Genomic DNA, 20,072 nt, shown 5'->3' on the forward strand with positions numbered 1-20,072 from the left:
GCTATGCAATGAAAACCATCAAGACCAAATTGGCTGTTGCCCTAATGGCTGCCGGCCTGAGCTTTAGTGCCGCTGCTGCCCAAATCAAAGTTGCCTACGATGCTGACCCGGTATCACTTGACCCGCATGAGCAACTATCTGGCGGTACGATGCAGCTATCTCACATGGTTTTTGATCCACTTATCCGCTTTACCCAGGATATGGAGTTCGAACCTCGTCTTGCAGAAAGCTGGGAGCGTGTTGATAACGAAACAATGCGCTTTAACCTGCGCAAAGGGGTGAAATTCCACTCTGGCAATGAGTTGACTGCTGATGATGTGGTATGGACGTTTGCCCGTCTGAAAGAATCCCCTGACTTCAAAGGTATCTTTGAGCCACTGCTGTCATTGACCAAGGTTGATGACTACACGGTTGAGATCAAAACTGACGGTACTTACCCGCTAGTAGAGAACGTAGCGACTTACATCTTCCCAATGGATAGCAAGTTCTACACAGGTAAAACGGCAGATGGCAAAGACAAGGCTGAGCTGGTGAAGCACGGTAACTCCTTTGCTTCTGGCAACATTTCAGGTACTGGTCCATTTATCGTTACATCCCGCGAGCAGGGTGTAAAAGTTGAGTTCGAACGCTTTGCCGACTACTGGGACAAAGGATCGAAGGGTAACGTCGACAAGCTGACCCTAGTTCCAATCAAAGAAGATGCGACCCGCGTAGCTGCGTTGCTGTCTGGTGGCGTCGATATGATTGCGCCGGTTGGCCCAAATGACTACAACCGTATCGAGCGTGCCAAGGATGTTGACCTGATCACCATGCCGGGTACCCGTATTATCACTTTCCAGATGAACCAGAACTCTAATGAAGCCCTGAAAGATGTCCGTGTTCGCCAGGCGATTGTCTATGCCATTAACAATGAGGGTATTGCCAAGCGTGTTATGAAAGGCGCAGCAACCGCTGCAGGCCAGCAGAGCCCTGTGGGTTACGCGGGCTACGAAGAAAGTCTTGCACCGCGCTTTGACGTTGAAAAAGCCAAGCAGCTGATGAAAGAAGCGGGCTATGAAGACGGCTTTACTTTGACGATGATGTCGCCAAACAACCGCTATGTGAATGATGACAAGATTTCACAGGCTGCGGCAGCCATGCTAGCGAAAATTGGCATCAAGGTTGACCTGAAAACCCTGCCAAAAGCCCAGTACTGGCCTGAGTTCGATGTCTGTGCGGCAGATATGATGATGATTGGCTGGCACCCGGATACAGAAGATTCAGCAAACTTTACTGAGTTCCTGACCATGACCCGTGACGAAGGCACAGGTAAAGGCCAGTACAACTGTGGCCACTACTCAAACAAAGAAGTGGATCAGCTGATTGTCGAAGCTAACAAAGAAACCGATCTTGAGAAGCGCAGCGCGATGCTCAAGAAGGTGGAAGAGCTGCTGTACAACGATGCCGCGTTCGTACCGCTGCACTGGCAGGACCCATCATGGGCTGCGAAAACTAACCTGAAGATTGGCTCGATCGTTAACGGTATGAACTTCCCGTACTTCGGTGATCTGGTAGTTGAAGAGTAATTGTAATACTGTCGCCGGGTAACCGGCGGCTTGCCAGCACCGGCAATGGCCGGTGCTGTTTTTAAGGATGAATAAAGGGGCAGGGAATGTTTACGTTTCTGGTCAAGCGCCTGTTTCAGGCACTGATAGTGATGTTTGTGATCAGTCTGGTGGCGTTTGCCATTCAGGATAACCTTGGCGACCCGCTGCGTGAGCTGGTGGGGCAGTCGGTATCAGAAGCTGAACGTCAACAACTTCGTGACGAGCTGGGTCTTAACGACCCGTTTATTGTCAAATACAGCCGGTTTGTCGGTGACGCGCTGCAAGGCGACTTGGGTACATCCTATTTCTTCAAGCGCCCGGCGGCAGAGGTGATCCTCGATAAACTCGTGCCTACCCTGGAGCTGGTGTTCGGGGCAACCCTGATTATTATCGTGGTGTCGATCCCGCTTGGGGTCTATTCGGCAATCCACCCCCATAGTTTTTTCACCAAAGTGGTGATGGCTTTCAGTAGTATCGGCATTTCCATTCCGGTCTTTTTGACCGCGATTATGCTGATGTATGTGTTTTCGATAGAGCTCGGCTGGCTGCCGTCCTACGGACGCGGCGAAACGGCCAACCTGCTGGGTTGGGAGTCGGGCTACTTTACCCTTGATGGACTGCGCCACTTGGTGCTGCCGTGTATTGCCTTGGCGTCTATCATGCTGCCGCTGTTTATCCGCCTGGTGCGCTCCGAGATGCTGGAGGTGCTGAGCTCGGAATACATCAAGTTTGCCAAGGCCAAGGGCCTGGCGATGAATAAAATTTATTACCAGCATGCGCTGAAGAACACCATGCTGCCGGTACTGACGGTCGGCGGCGTCCAGATCGGTACCATGGTCGCCTATACCATTTTGACCGAGACGGTATTCCAGTGGCCGGGCATGGGCTTCCTGTTCCTGGAGGCGATCAACCGGGTCGACACCCCGCTGATCACTGCCTACGTTATTTTTGTCGGCCTGATCTTCGTGGTCACCAACACCATTGTTGACCTGATGTATGGCCTGGTAAACCCAACAGTAAACCTGACTGGCAAGGGAGAGTAAGTCATGAGTAGTACCACAGCCGCTGCCCCAAGCCGTTGGGAGCGTTTCAAGCAGTCAGATTTTCTCTATTACTTCCGCCGTGACAAAGTGGCGATGGTCAGCTTTGCCGTCTTCATGGTGTTTGCCGTCTCGGCATTGCTGGCTCCAGTAATTGCCCCGACCAACCCCTATGATCTGTCGACCATTGATATTATGGACTCAGAGCTGCCGCCTTCCTGGATGGAGGAGGGTGACAGCCGCTTCCTGCTGGGCACTGATAACCAGGGCAGGGATATTTTCTCGACCATCCTGTATGGCTCGCGCCTGTCGCTGACTATTGGCTTGCTGGCGGTGGGCCTGCAGCTGGTGCTGGGTGTGGTGATTGGCCTGAGTGCCGGTTACTTCGGTGGTCGGGTTGACAGCTTCCTGATGCGCTTTGCCGATGTCCAGCTGTCATTCTCGACCATGATGGTGGCGATTATCGTCTCGGCGATTTTCCGTACCGCGCTTGGCTCAGAGCTGTTTGCCCAGTATGCGGTGGTGATGTTGGTGGTCATTATTGGTATCGCCGAGTGGCCGCAGTATGCGCGGACCGTGCGGGCATCGGTGCTGGCCGAGAAGAAAAAAGAATACGTTGAAGCGGCCAAGGTGATGGGCTTCAAGGCGCCACGGATCATGTTCCGCCATATCCTGCCGAACTGCCTGTCGCCTATCTTGGTGATCTCGACGGTACAGGTGGCCAATGCCATTATGTCCGAGGCTGCGCTGTCTTTCCTTGGCCTTGGCCTGCCTGTCGACCAGCCGTCGCTGGGCTCGCTGATCAGTATCGGCTTTAACTATATCTTCTCTGGTTCATGGTGGATCACCGCCTTCCCGGGGCTGGTATTGGTGACCTTGGTATTGGTTATCAACCTGCTGGGCGACTGGTTGCGTGATGTGTTCAACCCGAAAATTTACAAAGGGTGATAGCAATACGTAGCGATATTCATTAAGTTGTTTCCATTGCTAACAAAAAGAGTGGAAACAACGATGATTGATATCGGGGTCAACCTGACCAACAGCCGGTTCGACAAAGACCGCGACGAGGTCGTGGCACGCGCCAAAGCAGCGGGTGTCCACGGCCTTATTCTTACCGGTACCAGTATCGAGGAAAGCCAGCAGGCTTTGGCGATGGCCCGCCAGTGGCCGGGGTATACGTTTAGTACCGCAGGGGTCCATCCCCATGACGCCAAAAGCGTTCAGGATTTATCTTTGCCTGAAATCCGTGAGCTGGCCGCTCAGCCCGAAGTCGTGGCTATTGGCGAATGCGGCCTAGACTTCAACCGTGATTTCTCCCCCCGCCCACAGCAAGAAGCGGTTTTCGAGGCCCAGCTGGCGATGGCGGCTGAGCTCAAGATGCCGGTGTTCATGCACTGCCGCGATGCCCATGAGCGCTTTATGGCGATCCTCAAACCGTGGCGGGACAAGCTACCTGCCGCAGTCCTTCACTGTTTCACAGGCACCCGCGAGGAGTTGCACGACTGCCTGGCGCTGGATCTCCACATTGGTATCACCGGCTGGGTCTGCGACGAGCGCCGCGGCACCGAGTTGCGCGAGATTGTCGGCGATATTCCCGATAGCCGCTTGATGGTAGAAACCGACTGCCCTTATCTGCTGCCAAGGGATTACCGGCCAAAGCCAAAGTCTAGCCGCAACGAGCCTAAGTTCTTGCCTCATATCGCATCGGTGATTGCCGAGTGTCGAGGCCAGCAGCCCGAGCAGGTGATGGCCAATGCTTATGTTACCACTCAGGCATTTTTCAATATCGGATCACCTTCAGCACAATGAGAGTGATATGATCCAAATAAAGCGATTAAACCCATAAAAGGAGTATGCAGTGTCTGTATCTATCCAGGGCGCGTTTCCAGCACGCCGTATGCGTCGTATGCGTAAGCATGATTTCAGCCGCCGTTTAATGGCAGAAAATCAGATCTCTGTGAACGACCTGATTTACCCGATGTTTATCCTGATGGGTAAGAATCGTCGTGAGACCGTTGATTCAATGCCGGGGATCGAGCGCTTGTCTATTGACCTAATGCTTCAGGAAGCGGAATACCTGGCCACACTGGGTGTGCCGGCGATTGCCCTGTTCCCTGTCGTGTCACAAGATTTCAAATCCACCTGTGCTGCGGAAGCCTTCAACCCGGAAGGTTTAGTCCAGCGTGCCGTGCGTTTGCTTAAAGAGCATGTGCCGCAGATGGGCGTGATCACCGATGTTGCTCTCGACCCGTTCACTATCCACGGTCAGGATGGCATCATCGATGAAGACGGCTATGTCATCAATGACGTCACCACCGAGGTGTTGATCAAGCAGGCCCTGTCCCATGCCGAAGCCGGTGCCGATGTTGTTGCGCCGTCAGACATGATGGATGGCCGTATCGGTGCTATCCGCGAAGCACTGGAAGAAGCGGGTTATGTGCATACCCAAATCATGGCTTATTCCGCCAAGTATGCGTCGAACTACTACGGCCCGTTTCGTGATGCAGTCGGCTCGGCGGGTAACCTAAAAGGCGGTGACAAGAAGACCTACCAGATGGATCCGGCTAATACTGACGAAGCGCTGCATGAGGTAGCGATGGACGTTAACGAAGGTGCGGACATGGTAATGGTCAAGCCGGGTATGCCATACCTGGACGTGGTTCGCCGGGTGAAGAGCGAGCTGCAGGTGCCGACTTTTGCCTATCAGGTATCCGGTGAGTATGCGATGCATATGGCTGCGATCCAGAACGGTTGGCTCAAAGAGCGCGAGACCGTGATGGAATCGTTGCTGTGCTTCAAGCGTGCCGGTGCCGATGGCGTTTTGACTTACTTTGCCAAGGCGGTAGCCGAGTGGCTGGCAGAAGATGCCGCAGCACGCCAGGCTGAGCTGGACAAATTGAGCGAACAATAATGTAAGTATTCACTTACTGTTAGAGCATACAGGGCCAGCGCGAACGCGCTGGCCCTTTTTCTTGCTCAACCCTTACTTAATATCGGGGGCGGGGCTCTAAGGCTTAACGTTGCGGTTGATCGGGTTCTGGAGCGAGATCAGGGTTTCGGTCGACTGGACCTCGTCGATAGCCTGCAGCTTGTCGATAAGCACGTACTGCAGCTCTTCTATCGATTTGCACATCAGCTTGACGAAGATATTGTAGGCACCTGTGGTGTAGTAGGCTTCGACCACCTCGTCGAGCTCGTTGAGTTTGCGCAGGGCCGAGTGGTAGTCCCGGGCCGCATTGAGGTTGATGCCGATAAAGCAGCACACATCGTAACCGAGCAGCTTGGGATTGATGATCACCTCGGTACCGGTGATGATTTCGGCAGCACGCATTTTTTCGACCCGGACATGGACCGTCGCCGGGCTGACATTGAACCGCTTGGCCATTTCGGCATAGGGGGTGCGGGCATCGTTCATCAGGGTATTGAGGATTTCGCGGTCGAGATCATCAATTCGAATCTGGCTGGTCATGGTAGAAGCAATCCTTGGTTTATACGTGCTTGTTCATATCTTATACTGTCGCCCAGTTATGTCGCTAAATTATATTAAAAAATTATCGTTTGGCCTGCTTCTGGCCCTGCAACTGATAGACAGGACCCCTGATCTTTATGCGCTTGATTGCTTTTCTGTTTCTTCTTGGCTGGTTACCGCTTCAGGCGTCGGCCTATGACACCTTGGTGATCCACTCCTACCATAAGGGGATGCGCTGGACGGATGGGATCCAGGCCGGGTTGGAGTCGGTGGCAAGTACCGAGGGGGTCTCGCTCCATGTCAATTACATGGACAGCAAGCGCTACCAGTCGCCGGCGTACCTCAATGAGCTGCTGGATATCTACCGCACCAAGCTGTTGCGGGAGAATTACCGCGCTATCGTTGCCACGGATGACAATGCCCTGTGGCTAATCAACCAATTGTCGGAAGAGGTGGGAGAGACCCCGGTGATCTTGGCGGGTATCAATGACTACCACCCCCATAAACACAGGCGGCTGAAAAAGGTCATTGGGATCCTTGATCAAACCGATGCCGCGGCCAATATCAACTTGGCGCTATCGGTTCAGCCGGATCTGCAAACCATGTATGTCCTGGCTGACAATACAGTGACCGGGCGGGCGCTGTGGAAAGGGATCCGGGAGTTTCTGGACGTTAATTTTCTCAACCTCGATGTCGTCCGCATTCAGGATGGCAGCTTCGAAACCGTACTCTCTGAATCAGAGAACCTACCTTCCCGCTCAGCTGTATTGTTCTTGAGTTATTTCCAGGATAGTGAGGGCCATTACATGGACAGTGGTGAGTTTCTCGAGCATTTGACCGATCGTGCTGCAGCCCCGGTATACGCCTCCTACAAATACATGCTCAACCATGGTGTGGTTGGTGGTGTGATGGTAGGTGGTTATGAAAAAGGCCTCCAGATTGGCAAGATGCTGGTCAAACTGTTCGATGGCAAGGTCACCCGTTTTCCGACCTTTATCCGCAGTACGGGCAAGGAAATCTTTAACTACCCTGAGGTCGCCCGATGGGGGTTGGAAATTGATAACAACGAAACCTTGATCATTAACCAGCCCCAGAGTTGGTTCCACCGCTACCAGAATGAAATTCGCGTACTGACCGTTGCACTGAGTGTGATGGGTGGGGTGATTGCTTTGCTGGTAATGGTTATTCGCAGGCTGCGCAAAGGAGAGCAACGCCTGCAGCAGAGCCGGGCTTTGTTCGAAGGGGTATTTGATCAGAGTTTCCAGTTCATCGGTATCTTCGACAAGGCGGGGATGCTGGTTTCGGGCAATTTGGCCCTGCATGAGCTGGTGGGGCGCTCGGTGGTCAAGTATGACCGGCCACTGTGGCGTTGGTTTTGCTGGAGCCCGGAAGCGGCCCTGAAATTAAGTCGCGAGGTGACCCAGGCCTGTAGCCAGCCGGTGCGGATGGAAATCGATATCCAGAGCCACGAGGATGGCAGCCGGATGCTGGATATTGTGATCAAGCGATTGCCAGCAGGGGAGAGCGGCGAAGTGCAGTTGCTGCTAGAAGCCCGTGATGTCACGGCCCGTCACCAGATGGAGGAAAAGCTGCGTGAGCGTGAGGCGAGTTATCGATTGCTCTACGAGCAGCAGCCAGTGATGCTGCTGACGGTGGATCGCCAGTCCCGGATCCAATCGGTCAATCAGTTTGCCGCCGATCTGCTGGGCTACAGCAAGCGGGATTTGCTTGGCCACAAGATTGCCAGTTTCTATGAAGGGGATGAGCCTGTTCCGCAGCGCTATATTAGTTCGGCGCTGGATAATGTTGGCCAGCGGGTATGGCGACGACAGCTACGCTATTGCTGCGAGGATGGCCGCACGGTATGGATCCGAGAGACGATTCGCCAAGCCCAGAACCGCCAGCTGCTCGTTGTAGGGGAAGATATTACCTCTACCCGTGAGCTGGAAGAGCAGCTGGCCTATCAGGCCTGCCATGATTACCTGACTGATTTGTACAACCGTAATCATTTTGAACAGTCACTTGAGAAGGCGCTGGCCGAGGCCCGAGAGCATCGCGCTCAGCATGCTATGCTCTACATTGATTTGGACCAGTTCAAAATTATTAACGATACCGCCGGCCATGAAGCCGGTGATGAGGCGCTCAAGCAAGTGGCTATGCTGCTCAAGGGGATCACTCCGCAGCAGGCAGTATTGTCGCGCCTTGGTGGGGATGAGTTTGCCGTGATCCTGACCGACTGCCAGCTGGTTGAAGCGGTGGCATTCGGGCGCGAGATCTTGCACTTGCTCGAAGAGAGCGAGTTCTACTGGCAGACAGCCCGCTTTAGTTTCAGCGCTTCTATAGGCCTGCGGATGATTGATGAAACAGCAGGCTCAAGTCAGCAGGTTCATGCCCAAGCAGATACCGCGTGTTACGCCGCCAAGGATGAGGGCCGTAACCGTCTCCATGTCTATCACCCGGATGATGAGGAGCTGCGCCGTCGCGAGCTGGAAATGGAGTGTGTCAGCCTCATCCGCCGTGCATTGTCCGAGCAGCGGCTTGAGCTTTATGCCCAGCCAATCTCCCCCTTGGGGTCGAGCGACCAGGGTCAGCACTATGAAATCCTGGTCCGGATCCGCAACGATGACGGCGAGATGATTTCCCCCGGCTTGTTTATGCCGGCAGCGGAGCGTTATAACCTGGCCCATCGGATTGACCGCTATGTTGTGAGTGCGGCGATAGATTGGCTGGAGTCTCACCCTGATGCCGTTGCGTCGTTGGATATGTGCGCTATCAACTTATCGGGGCAGTCGATTGGCGATCGTGACTTTGTCCATTTCCTGCAGGACAAAATCCGCCACTCCTCCCTACCGGCGCAGAAACTGTGTCTGGAAATCACCGAAACGGCCGCTATTGGCAATATGAGTGAGGCGATCCGCTCGTTTACCTTGCTCAAGGAGCTGGGTTGTCGGATCTCCCTCGATGATTTTGGCTCTGGGCTATCATCATTTGGCTACTTGAAGCGGATGCCGGTCGATATCATCAAGATAGACGGTATGTTTGTCCGGGATATCGCCGATGACGAAGTGGATTTTGCCATGGTGAAGGCGATCAATGAGCTGGCCAAGAAGATGGGCAAGCAGACGGTGGCGGAGTTTGTCGAGAACGAGGCAATCCTTGCCAAACTTGGCGAGCTGGGCGTCGACTACGCCCAGGGTTACCTGTTCGGCCGCCCGCAGCCTCTGTCTCAGTTGGTGGCTCAATTGAGCCAGCGTGAAGAGGTGGTATAATCCGCCGCCTAACGCTTGCCGTGTATCGCTGGCAGGTACTGTATTTTCCGGAGTGTGCGTGTGCAACTAGCCTTAATTTGTGAGTCCCCTGAACGTCAATCTGAACTGGAGCTGCTGGCAGAGCGCTGGGGGCTATCCCATGATCCTGACAGCGTGTTTGCGTTGGTGCTGACAGCTGAGCGGTTGGAGCTGCGCAAGCTCGATGAACCTAAGCTGGGCGCGGTATATGTTGACCTTGCTGGTGGAGCGGTGGCACACCGGCGCAAGTTCGGTGGCGGTCGTGGGCAGGCAATTGCCAAGGCGGTAGGTCTTAAGGGCGGTGTGACCCCAACTGTGGTGGATGGCACCGCAGGACTGGGGCGTGATGCCTTTGTGCTGGCGTCGCTCGGTTGTAAGGTGCAGATGGTCGAGCGCCATCCGGTGGTTGCGGCATTGCTGGATGATGGTTTGGCGCGTGCCAAAGCTGACAGCGAAATCGGTGGCTGGATCAGCGAGCGTCTGACTCTTTTGCATGCTTCGAGCCATAATGCTTTGGAGCAACTGACTGCAGATCCAAACTTCGTCGCGCCGGATGTGGTGTACCTCGATCCTATGTATCCACACAAGAAGAAATCGGCTTTGGTGAAAAAGGAAATGCGGGTGTTCCAGACTCTGGTCGGTGCTGATCTCGATGCTGATGGCTTGCTGGCCCCTGCATTGGCATTGGCGACCAAGCGGGTCGTGGTTAAGCGTCCTGACTATGCCGAGTTTTTGGCGGGGCAAAAACCTGCCATGGCCATTGAGACTAAGAAAAATCGCTTTGATGTTTATGTAAAAGCAGCGATGAAGTAGCGATCCTTCGATGACGGCGGTATATTGTAAATGAGAATAGTTACTCCGGTCTGAAGTTGGCCGGGCAGCCGGAGATGAGGGAATGGCAAAGTCGTTGTGTAAATACCGCCGGGTTGAAATCGCAGCCCAGTTTTCCACTATCAGCCGGATTGTCAGTACTGCCAATTATATGTGCAGCAGCTGTACCCGGGTGGCGTCAGAGAAAGCTTATTTGTGTAAGCCCAGTGCTCTGAAACGGCCTACCGACATGACCCATGTGGTGAAGCCGAGCCTGACCTCGGTAGAGACGGCAACAGTGTCTGAACTGCCTAAGATCGCCCCCTTGCCTAGAGGCGCAGTCCAGGTTGCTGCTGTGGCGGCTGAGCTGGATACCCCGGCGCCGGTTATTGCTTCCCACCCGGCAGTGGCTGCGGGCCGCAAAGAGGCCAAGAAAAAAGCCAAGCAGCTTAAGAAATTGAAGAAACTGGCGAAAAAGCAGAAGAAGCAACTCAAGAAAGCCATGAAGACGACCCGTCGCTACCACAAGGCGCTGGAGAAGGTACAAGCGTCGATCTAACCGTGAATTACAGATATAAAAAAACCTCCTGGCGGAGGTTTTTTTGTTCTGGGCAATTATGATTCTTTGATCAGTACTGCTGTCATTAGGCAGGTGATCACAGAAACAATGATGCCAGAAACGATCAACCAAGGAAGCATATCCATAGTTAAGTATCCATCTGTTGAGCAACGGGAGCCCTATTGAAACCTGTTTACAAAATGCTAGCAATGGGATGGATATAGGTTGAAACGCCTGTTAACAATTAGAAACACATATCCGCAATAGGACACATAAACTATTGCTTTTGAGTATAAAAAAGCACCCGTTCGGGTGCTTTTTATTTGCAAAATGTTATGTTGCTTTTTTGTTAGCTTTTGGCTGGTAGCGCCAATGTTAGAGCCTGACGGGATAGCTCGGCAGCGCCTTGCTTGTCATCCAGTTGCTCCATCACCTCAACTAGGTAGCCGTAGTCAGCTACATCGCTGCGTAGTGCGATAGCTTTCTCGAAATGCTCCTTGGCTTCTTCCAGTTTGCCTTCACGCATGAACAGCTGCCCTAGGGCACTGTGGGTGCTCGGGTTGCTGCTGTCATAGCGAAGCAAGTCCTGCAGGCGAACAATGGCAGGGTGGTTGTCAGCCAGCTTCAGGGCTGGAACAAGATTGATCAGCGATTCGTCATTGTTCTTCTTCAGTGCATCACGAAGCACGGTATACGCTTCGCTGTCAGCGTTGTACTGGCTCATTAGCTTGACGAAACACGCCACTAGATCTGGGCGAGCCTTGGTTTTGCGGCTCAGGCTGTTCCAGTGACCCATCAGGCCTTCACTACCTTGCTGCTTGGCAATATGGTGCATGATGCCACATTCGGCTTTCGCTTCGAGCTTGGCGGCTTCTTCTGCATCTATCACCCCGGCTTTCTCTAGCTGAGGCAGCAGGGTTAGCAGTGGTTTCCAGTCTTCCAGGCGGATGTAACAGTCTTTGAGCAGGGTCAGCAGTACCGGGTTACGGCTGTGATCGCGCTTGATGTCCTGCAAGGTAGCCACAGCTTGTTCGAATTGCTGTTGGCGGTACTGAAGCTTGGCACGGGTCAGGGCCACAGCCAGGCTCTGGCCATCGATTTCAGCGGCCAGTTTCAGGTACTCGTCACGCTGGCTGGCATCACCTTGGCCTTGGGCAGCTTCGGCAGCGGCCAGGTAGTTCAGCAGCGGTGCATCACTGTGTTTGGCTGATTTGACGACCAGCTTTTCCGCTTGCTTCCAATCACCTTCGATAACCTTGGTCAGGCCTTCAGAGGTTTGCAGGCGTGCTTTGCGGGTCTTGCGGCCCGAGAACCAGCCGCGGGTTGAGCTACCCAGCGAGAACAGACGCTTGAGAATATTCTCCAATAGGAAAAAAGCACCGAACAGGACAACCACCAAGATGATCAGGGTAGTCAGGCTCATTTCCACTGTTTGGTTGGCCGCGGAGATCAGCACGTAACCTTGGTTACCGGCCAGCATTGGACCGACAACGATACCGGCGATCAGTGCGGCTACCAGCAATAGCAGTTTGATCATGCAGGGTTCTCCTCTGTGCTAAGCGGTTTCACCTGCTGGCGTAGGCGCTCGCTGATGGTATCGGTGATCAGCGCCTGGGACTGCAGCTTGCTTGGGTAGTCGGCTTCGATATTCTCTTGGCCAAGTGCTTCTAGTGTTTCGATGAAGCTCTGAACCGCAGGATCTTCCATGTTGTAGAACTGCTCAGCCCAGTCTTTGGCCATCGCCAGAGATGTGGTGTACAGCTCGCCCTGCTCGCGGTAAACCGACTTGATAGCGGTTTCCAGCTTGGACTTGATATTTTCCTGCAGGTAGAAGTCTTGCTTCGGTGTCAGTAGTGGGATCACGCTGCCGTCGCGCTTGCGGTAAGTGATGAAGTGGTCACTGAAGTTTTTCAGCGAGGTCTTTAGGTTTTGCTTCCAGTCATCCACCGATGCAGAGACTTCGGTGGTCTCGACCGCTTCCGCTTCAGGCAGGATGGCATTGGCCAATGGTAGTTTGCCAATCTCTTCCTGTAGGCTGGTCAGGCGCAGAACGAGACCGTCACGGTCAACGCGGGCGACAGCTTTCAGCGCGGTAATGTCAGTATGCATTGCCTGGCGAATAGGGGTGAGGCTAGGGTCGTTTAGCTCGGCAATACGGTGGTCTGCAGATTCTAGCAAGATAGTGGCACTGACAGTGTCGTGCTCAAGCCACAGCTTGCGCCCCGCCATCTTGACCAGGTAATCCGCTTCAGCCAGTAGCCAGTCGTTCGGGCGGCGGCCTTTCATTTCAGACAGCGCCATCTGCAGTCCGGTAATGGATTTTTCCTGCTGCTCGATAGACGTCTCGGTACGCTGAAGGCTGTTGTTCACTTGGCTTAGCGTTTCTTGCTGGGAGGTCTTGAGAGATGACTGGAGCTGGGATTGAAGCTGGGAGATTTCCTGCTTCAGTGCCGTCATTTGGCTGTTTTGGGTGAGGGTTTGCTGGTGGCCGTGGTAGTAAAGGCCGGCACCTAACGCAATGACCAGGGCGATAGCGATCGCGCCGGTTTTGCTGCCACCCTGTTTTTCGCTCGGTTGACTGGCAGGGGCAGCGGCTGGCTGGGCTGCTTGTTCTTGTTTTTCAGCTGCTGGCTTTTGCTCAGGAGCCGGCTTTTTTTCAGCGGCTGGCTTAGGCGCTTGTGCCTTGGCACTGGCTTGTCCTTGCTTATTGGTATTGTTCGCTGCGGATTGTTGCTTATCTGCAGGGTTTTCATTATTGGTTTTTTTATCAGTCATCCGATTTTCCCATTGTGCCTATTTTGCTTAGGGTCGTGAACAGTGGGCCGTTGGCCGCACTTCCCACATTGGAAATTAAACGAAAACCAAGCCCGAGGGCTTGATCGGCGATTCGCTGGCTTGGTACGAATAGCTGGCAGTTAAGAAACCAAGCCTTGGCGCTGTCTGGTATGAGCTTGATCAGCTGGTCAAGTTGTTCACCACTGGTGACCACCAGGGTGTCAACATCGGCCTGCTGCCAATTCCGGCTCAGGGCCGGGCCATCAAGCGGTAACCAGCTGCGCTGGTAAGTCTCGCAATAGGAGACATCGGCCCCACTTTGGCATAGGCGCTGGTAGATCAACTCGCGCCCGCCGTTGCCGCGTAGAATGAGCGCTCTGCGCCCAGCCACATCAGACAATATCGGTAAGGCCAACAGCCCCTCACTGTCGCTGCGCTCGGACGGGGTCAGGACGGGTTGTCCTGTATAGTCTTGCAGCGCGGCGGCGGTTTTCTGGCCGACCGCTATATAATGCACGTTTTTTGGCCAGCTGGCACCTACCGACATCATGTAATTGTGCGCTAGGTTGGCTGCGTGAACACTGACGGCAATCAGGAAATCGCCACTTTGCAGTTGTGAGAGGGCATTGGGTAGGTCTTGCAATTGCTGCCCCGGCTGAATTTCCAGCAGGGGCTGGGCAATGGCACTGATCCCCGCAGCAGTCAGCTGTTGGGTTAGCTGGTGGCATTCTGGTGCCGGGCGGGTGATCAGTATGGTCATCAGGCGTTGCCGTACAGCTCGTCGAGAATCGCCTTGGCACCGTCGCCTAGCAACTGGTCGGCCAGCTGGACACCGAGCTGCTCGGCATCATCGCGGTGGCCACGGATCTCGCCGCGCACAATCTGGCTGCCATCTGGCTCGCCAACCAGGGCGCGAAGCCAGATCTGGTCGCCTTCCAGCACCGAATAGCTGCCGATTGGCACCTGACAGCCGCCTTGCAGGCGGTTGTTCATCGCGCGCTCGCACAGTACGCGGGTTTCTGTGTCACGGTGGTTAAGGGCATCCAGCAATTGCCGGACACGCTGGTCATCCAAACGGCATTCGATACCGACGGCACCCTGGCCAACCGCTGGTAGGCTGGTTTCTGGAGCTATGGCATCACGGATACGGTCTTCCATCTTCAGGCGCATGAGGCCAGCACAGGCCAGGATAATGGCATCGTATTCACCATCATCCAGCTTGCGCAGGCGGGTATTGACGTTGCCGCGCAGATCTTTGACAACTAGATCAGGGCGCTGGGCGCGCAGCTGGCATTGGCGGCGCAGGCTCGAGGTGCCGACTACGGCACCGGCTGGCAGCTGCTCCAGGTTTTCGTATTGGTTGGACACGAAAGCATCTCGCGGATCTTCGCGTTCGCAGATGGTGACCAGTCCCAACCCTTCCGGGAACTCAACCGGGACATCTTTCATCGAGTGCACGGCAATATCGGCCCTGCCTTCCAGCATCGCGACTTCCAGCTCTTTGACAAACAGCCCCTTGCCACCCACTTTGGCAAGCGGGGTATCGAGAATAATGTCGCCTTTGGTGACCATAGGAACCAGTTCAACCTGTAGGCCCGGGTGGGCTTGTTCCAAGGCAGCTTTGACAAATTCGGCTTGCCACATAGCCAATGGGCTCTTGCGTGTGGCAATACGGATTGGGGTATCGGTCATAGGATTGGATCCATATATTAAGTTGGGCACTGTCATTATTGCTTCTAATCCTACCACTACTGGGCAGTGATGGTAATTGATGTGTTGCTGTCAGTGCGTTGGGGCAATATTGTCTTGCCATAAACTGCAATTAATGTGATATTGGTCACATATATCCTTGGCAACATACAGATAACCGATCGTAAAGTGGCGGTTTGGCGAACATGTACTAGCTTGAGGGGAGGCGACTACGGAAAGGTCAGCTGGCAACATTTCAGTCCATTCATAATTTGTCATAAAACGGCACTATCTTTACGGTTAATACAAAAACTGTTAGATTGATCACGTTTTTACTCCTAGGTCGAGCCATCTCAACCGCTTTAATGACAAGATTTGGGCCGCTCTCAAGCTGGTAGCTCTTGGAAGAGTAATTTGCAGAACTATATCGAAACGCTTAAAGGTAGACTGGATCAGCTCAACGAGCTAAGACTCGAGCGGGCGCGTGCTGCTATGACGCCTCAGTCTGTGCAGGTTTTTAACCTGTTACCGGTTCTACTTCACTATAATCACCCGGCGGTGCCTGGCTATCTTGATCAGGATGTTCCGGTGGGGATTGCGTCTTTTACTGCCTCCGAGCAGCAGCAACAGTTAATCGATGACTGTGGCTTGGCTTGTGCTACCCCAATTTCTCCTCCTGTTGTTGATATTTTCCCTATCCAGGGCCTCTATGCCATGGGCAGTACAGCCTCGTTGGGCCAGAGCCTGACCAGTGATCTGGATATCTGGGTATGTATCCGCACCGATATGCCTGCAGACAGCCGCCAGGCGCTGGAAGCCAAGTGTGCGGTGATCTCTGAGTGGGCATTGGCGCAGGGCGTTGAAGCTAACTTCTTCCTTATTGACGAAAACCGTTTCCGAGATAACTTCTCCGAGCAGATGACCGGCGAGAACTGTGGTTCGAGCCAGCACCTGTTGTTGTTGGATGAGTTTTACCGCTCAGCGGTGAACCTGGCTGGACAGCGTCTGCTGTGGTTCATGGTGCCGCCAGAAATGGAGGAGTGTTACGATGACTACATCTGCTATCTGGAAAATGGCGGGTATATCCATCGTGATGAATGGATTGATTTTGGTGGTCTGTCACGTATTCCGGCCGAGGAATACTTTGGCTCCAGCCTGTGGCAGCTCTACAAGAGTATCGATTCGCCGTACAAATCGGTATTGAAAGCGATCCTGCTTGAAGCCTATTCGTGGGAATATCCGCATACCCAGCTGCTCAGTGTTGATGGTAAACGTCGCTTCTTTGCGATCGACCGCACTGAGTTCTGTATGGACGCGTATTACCTGATGTTGGAGAAGGTGACCCGTTACCTTGAGCGTATCGACGATCACCGTCGCCTCGACTTGGTCCGTCGCTGTTTCTACCTCAAAACCCATGAGAAGCTGACCCGCGAGCCTGCGTCTGGCTCGGTGCCGTGGCGCCGTAAGGTGTTGCAAGAGCTGACTGATGAGTGGCAGTGGCCGCAAGAGGTGCTTGTCGAGCTGGACCGTCGCCGCGACTGGAAGGTCGAGCAGGTTAAGAGCGCGCACAACGAATTGCTTGATGCCCTGATGCTCAGCTATCGTAACCTGATCCGCTTTGCTCGTCGCAACAACATTACCTCGGCGATCAGCCCGGAAGATATCAGTATTCTGGCGCGTAAGCTGTATGCCGCGTTCGAGGTGCTGCCGGGTAAGGTAACCTTGCTCAACCCGCAGCTGTCTCCGGATTTGCACGAGCAGGATTTGAGCCTTATTCAGGTACCGGCTGGGCGTACCAACACCGCAGGGTGGTATCTCTACAAGCAGTCGCTCGATCCGATCGCCATTATGGGGCGTCCGGCGCTGGAGCATAACCGTTACCTCAGCAAACTGGTGGCTTGGGCCTATTTCAATGGCTTGCTGACTGAATCTACCTGCCTGCATAGCGTGGTGCGCAATTCGGCGGTGGATATCGACAAGCTCTACCAGCTGGTGAGCGATATTCGCAACACCTTCCCGATCCGCCGCCCGCAGCCGAGTTTGCAGGCGCTGTCGAGCCCATGTGAGATCCGCCAGCTTGGCTTGTTCATCAACTTGGAAAACGATCCGACCACCCGGCTTCGCAACCGCTCGGTTAAGTTCGATTTCAAGAACACCGATATCTTCAGCTACGGTCCTGAGCAGATGTGCCTGGTCGGCAGTGTCGATTTGGTGTATCGCAACTCGTGGAACGAAGTACGTACCCTGAATTTTACCGGCGACAATGCCATGCTTGATGCGTTGAAGACGGTGCTGGGCAAGATGCACCAGGATGCGCTGCCACCGGAGTCGGTGGACGTATTCTGTTACAGCAAGCACATGCGTGGTTTGATCCGTAACTTGGTGTACCAGCTGGTGGCCGAGTGTATCGAGATGCGCCTCAAACCGGTTGAGCAGGAAAAACGCCGTCGCTTCAAGGCGATCCGTATTGCCCGCCAGACCCATGGTTTGTTCTTCGAGCGCCGTGGTGTATCGGTGCAGAAGCTGGAAAACTCGGTCGATTTCTACAGTTGTATCTCGACCAACAAGCTATTGGGTTCGGCTAATTTGGTGATGGGCAAGACTGATGAGCCGCATCCGCCGGAAATCGTTGATGCTTATGCCAGTGAGGGGTTGATCCAGTTCTTTTTCGAAGACTGTGATTCAGGCTTCAATATCTATATTCTCGATGAGTCGAACCGGATTGAGGTATACCGCCAGTGCAGCGGCGATAAAGACGAGATGGTACACGGGGTGAACCGTTTTTATACCTCGGCCCACGATCGTTTCAGCTACAGTGCGAACTTTATCAACTTCAACCTGCCGCAGTTCTACGACATTGTTCACAGCGAAAGCGGTGAGCCGCAGGTACTGCCGTTCAAGAGTGGCCAGCAGCCTTCGCGACGTCCGTTGGTAGCGCCCCAGCCGTTGATGAATGCCAATATGACGCGCTAGAAAAATGAACTCAGAAACACAAAGCGGAAGCCAAGGCTTCCGCTTTTTTGTACCGGCTTTGTATCAGTGGCCTGCTGGTGAGATCACCAGTCGACGGTCTCACCGGCGTGCAGCGAACATTCCTGTTTGACCAGGGCGATCAGCTCGTTACCGCTGCGGGTACAGTGCCATTCGCCATCTTTGTACTTGAAGTGGTAGCCACCGGATTTCGACGCCAGCCAGATCTCGTGCAGCGGCTCCTGGCGGTTGATCACGATTTGGCTGCGGTTTTCAAATTCCAGCGTCAGTACGTTGCCGGTGGTCTCGTATTCGATGTCGGCACCGGATTCGTCGATGCCTTCTTCGATGCTCATCAGCACTTCATCTGCTAACTTATGAAATTCTGTATCATTCATCCCCGATCGTCCTATTGCTTTTCCTAGTGTGGGTGCGATTATAGAGGGCAATGAAATGATAATCACTGGCTTTCAAAAATGCGTAAAGGTTTATTAGCAATTTTGGTGTTGGGCGTACTGGCCCTCACCGGTTGTGGTCAGAGCGGGCCACTGTACATGCCTGACGACAGCGAGCAGCAACAGCAAAACGATCAATAAACGGTTCAGACAGGGAAGAGACTACATTGGATTACTTTAATTATCAGCAAGATGGCCAATTATGGGCCGAAGACATTCCACTGGCCGAACTGGCTGACCGTTTTGGTACACCGCTGTATGTGTATTCGCGTGCGACGCTTGAGCGTCATTGGCATGCGTTTGACCAGGCGGTGGCCGATCATCCCCACCTGATTTGCTATGCCGTCAAGGCTAACTCCAACATCGGTGTGCTTAACGTGTTGGCACGGCTAGGCTCGGGTTTTGATATCGTCTCGGGTGGCGAGCTGGAGCGGGTGGTTGCTGCCGGAGGCGATCCGGCAAAGGTGGTGTTCTCTGGTGTCGGCAAGACTGCAGCGGAAATGAAACGGGCCCTGGAGCTTGGCATCAAATGCTTCAATGTAGAATCCGAACCTGAGCTGGAGCGCCTCAACCAGGTAGCTAGCGAGTTGGGCAAGGTGGCGCCGATTTCACTGCGTATCAACCCGGATGTTGATGCCCAAACCCACCCGTATATCTCGACTGGTCTGCGCGATAACAAGTTCGGTATTGCCTTTGACCGGGCGCCGGATGTGTACCGCTTGGCCCACAGCCTGCCTCATCTTGAAGTTACGGGTATGGACTGCCATATAGGCTCACAGCTGACAGCTATTGACCCGTTTATCGATGCTACCGATCGCCTGCTGGCGTTGATTGATACCCTTAAGGCGGAAGGCATTGTTATCCACCACCTTGATGTGGGTGGCGGTTTGGGCGTGACTTACAGTGACGAGCGCCCGCCTCAGCCTTCGGAATACGCCAAGGCGCTGATGGAGCGTTTGACCGAGCATCGTGATCTTGAACTTATCTTCGAGCCGGGCCGTGCAATCGCAGCGAATGCAGGGGTAATGCTGACACAGGTGGAATACCTCAAGCATACCGAGCACAAGAATTTTGCCATTGTCGATGCCGCGATGAACGATATGATCCGTCCGACGCTGTACCAGGCGTGGCAAGACATCGTGCCGGTAGCCCCACGCGAAGGTGAAAAGGTGACCTATGATTTGGTGGGGCCTATCTGTGAGACCGGCGATTTCATCGGTAAGGATCGCCAGCTGCGCCTTGAGACCGGTGATTTGCTGGCGGTGCGTTCGGCGGGTGCCTATGGTTTTGTTATGTCATCGAACTACAACACCCGTGCCCGTGCGGCAGAGATCATGGTCGATGGTAACCAGGCCCATGTGGTGCGTGAGCGTGAAGAGCTGGCGCAGCTGTGGCAGTCCGAGCATTTGTTGCCGGAATAATGAGAAGGAAC

At 54.0% G+C, this 20,072-nt stretch carries 17 protein-coding genes; 11 read left to right on the top strand and 6 right to left on the bottom strand.

Annotated features, from left to right (window positions below):
• The first annotated feature begins 8 nt into the window (after window positions 1–8).
• The 5 genes from ACXAD4_RS28895 (at window position 9) to hemB (ending at window position 5,537) form a co-directional block, all read left to right on the top strand.
• On the top strand, window positions 9–1,565 hold the full coding sequence (locus tag ACXAD4_RS28895) for an ABC transporter substrate-binding protein (protein ID WP_475245717.1): 1,557 nt from the start codon (window positions 9–11) through the stop codon (window positions 1,563–1,565).
• A gap of 86 nt (window positions 1,566–1,651) precedes the next feature.
• Window positions 1,652–2,629, top strand: a complete 978-nt coding sequence (locus ACXAD4_RS28900; RefSeq protein ID WP_475245718.1) for an ABC transporter permease — start codon at window positions 1,652–1,654, stop codon at window positions 2,627–2,629.
• Between the two features lie 3 nt (window positions 2,630–2,632).
• On the top strand, window positions 2,633–3,574 hold the full coding sequence (locus ACXAD4_RS28905) for an ABC transporter permease (RefSeq protein WP_475245719.1): 942 nt from the start codon (window positions 2,633–2,635) through the stop codon (window positions 3,572–3,574).
• A 63-nt stretch (window positions 3,575–3,637) separates the two neighbouring features.
• Window positions 3,638–4,435 carry a 3'-5' ssDNA/RNA exonuclease TatD gene (gene tatD, locus ACXAD4_RS28910; protein WP_475245720.1) on the top strand — a complete coding sequence of 266 codons (798 nt, stop codon included), beginning with the start codon at window positions 3,638–3,640 and terminating at the stop codon, window positions 4,433–4,435.
• Window positions 4,436–4,484: 49 nt separating this feature from the next.
• Window positions 4,485–5,537 carry a porphobilinogen synthase gene (gene hemB, locus ACXAD4_RS28915; RefSeq protein ID WP_475245721.1) on the top strand — a complete coding sequence of 351 codons (1,053 nt, stop codon included), beginning with the start codon at window positions 4,485–4,487 and terminating at the stop codon, window positions 5,535–5,537.
• Between the two features lie 96 nt (window positions 5,538–5,633).
• Here hemB and asnC read toward each other — a convergent pair whose 3' ends face one another.
• Window positions 5,634–6,095, bottom strand: coding sequence for a transcriptional regulator AsnC (gene asnC / locus ACXAD4_RS28920; RefSeq protein WP_107300322.1), 462 nt, complete (start codon window positions 6,093–6,095; stop codon window positions 5,634–5,636).
• A gap of 137 nt (window positions 6,096–6,232) precedes the next feature.
• On the opposite strand from asnC, the gene ACXAD4_RS28925 reads away from it, so the two are divergent.
• The 3 genes from ACXAD4_RS28925 to ACXAD4_RS28935 all read left to right on the top strand — a co-directional run bounded on the left by ACXAD4_RS28925 (window position 6,233) and on the right by ACXAD4_RS28935 (window position 10,751).
• On the top strand, window positions 6,233–9,364 hold the full coding sequence (locus tag ACXAD4_RS28925) for an EAL domain-containing protein (protein WP_475245722.1): 3,132 nt from the start codon (window positions 6,233–6,235) through the stop codon (window positions 9,362–9,364).
• Between the two features lie 60 nt (window positions 9,365–9,424).
• Window positions 9,425–10,195 (top strand): class I SAM-dependent methyltransferase, encoded by a 771-nt coding sequence (locus ACXAD4_RS28930; protein ID WP_475245723.1) that lies wholly within the window; start codon window positions 9,425–9,427, stop codon window positions 10,193–10,195.
• A gap of 82 nt (window positions 10,196–10,277) precedes the next feature.
• Window positions 10,278–10,751, top strand: a complete 474-nt coding sequence (locus tag ACXAD4_RS28935; protein WP_475245724.1) for a hypothetical protein — start codon at window positions 10,278–10,280, stop codon at window positions 10,749–10,751.
• A 349-nt stretch (window positions 10,752–11,100) separates the two neighbouring features.
• Here the strand turns inward: ACXAD4_RS28935 and ACXAD4_RS28940 are convergent, their stop codons facing one another.
• The 4 genes from ACXAD4_RS28940 to hemC are packed head-to-tail and all read right to left on the bottom strand — an operon-like array spanning window position 11,101 to window position 15,218.
• Entirely contained in the window at window positions 11,101–12,288 is a 1,188-nt protein-coding gene (locus tag ACXAD4_RS28940) for a heme biosynthesis HemY N-terminal domain-containing protein (protein ID WP_475245725.1), read from the bottom strand.
• The gene (gene hemX / locus ACXAD4_RS28945; protein WP_475245726.1) at window positions 12,285–13,526 is read right to left on the bottom strand and encodes a uroporphyrinogen-III C-methyltransferase; all 1,242 of its coding nucleotides are present in this window, start codon (window positions 13,524–13,526) and stop codon (window positions 12,285–12,287) included. Before hemX ends, ACXAD4_RS28940 begins: the two co-directional genes overlap by 4 nt.
• Complete coding sequence (locus tag ACXAD4_RS28950; protein WP_317525027.1) at window positions 13,519–14,286, bottom strand: uroporphyrinogen-III synthase; 768 nt, start codon at window positions 14,284–14,286, stop codon at window positions 13,519–13,521. The genes hemX and ACXAD4_RS28950 overlap by 8 nt, the downstream gene beginning before the upstream one ends.
• Window positions 14,286–15,218 (bottom strand): hydroxymethylbilane synthase, encoded by a 933-nt coding sequence (gene hemC, locus ACXAD4_RS28955; RefSeq protein ID WP_475245728.1) that lies wholly within the window; start codon window positions 15,216–15,218, stop codon window positions 14,286–14,288. The genes ACXAD4_RS28950 and hemC overlap by 1 nt, the downstream gene beginning before the upstream one ends.
• Before the next feature lie 411 nt (window positions 15,219–15,629).
• Between hemC and ACXAD4_RS28960 the strand changes: the two genes are divergently transcribed.
• On the top strand, window positions 15,630–18,188 hold the full coding sequence (locus ACXAD4_RS28960) for a class I adenylate cyclase (RefSeq protein ID WP_475245730.1): 2,559 nt from the start codon (window positions 15,630–15,632) through the stop codon (window positions 18,186–18,188).
• A gap of 83 nt (window positions 18,189–18,271) precedes the next feature.
• Here ACXAD4_RS28960 and cyaY read toward each other — a convergent pair whose 3' ends face one another.
• Window positions 18,272–18,583, bottom strand: coding sequence for an iron donor protein CyaY (gene cyaY / locus ACXAD4_RS28965; protein WP_475245731.1), 312 nt, complete (start codon window positions 18,581–18,583; stop codon window positions 18,272–18,274).
• Between the two features lie 78 nt (window positions 18,584–18,661).
• Between cyaY and lptM the strand changes: the two genes are divergently transcribed.
• Window positions 18,662–18,781 (top strand): LPS translocon maturation chaperone LptM, encoded by a 120-nt coding sequence (gene lptM / locus ACXAD4_RS28970; protein ID WP_107300312.1) that lies wholly within the window; start codon window positions 18,662–18,664, stop codon window positions 18,779–18,781.
• A gap of 26 nt (window positions 18,782–18,807) precedes the next feature.
• Window positions 18,808–20,061, top strand: coding sequence for a diaminopimelate decarboxylase (lysA, locus tag ACXAD4_RS28975; protein WP_475245733.1), 1,254 nt, complete (start codon window positions 18,808–18,810; stop codon window positions 20,059–20,061).
• Window positions 20,062–20,072: the final 11 nt, after the last annotated feature.

The sequence above is a fragment of the Photobacterium sp. AWH4_225 genome (genome assembly GCF_056158405.1).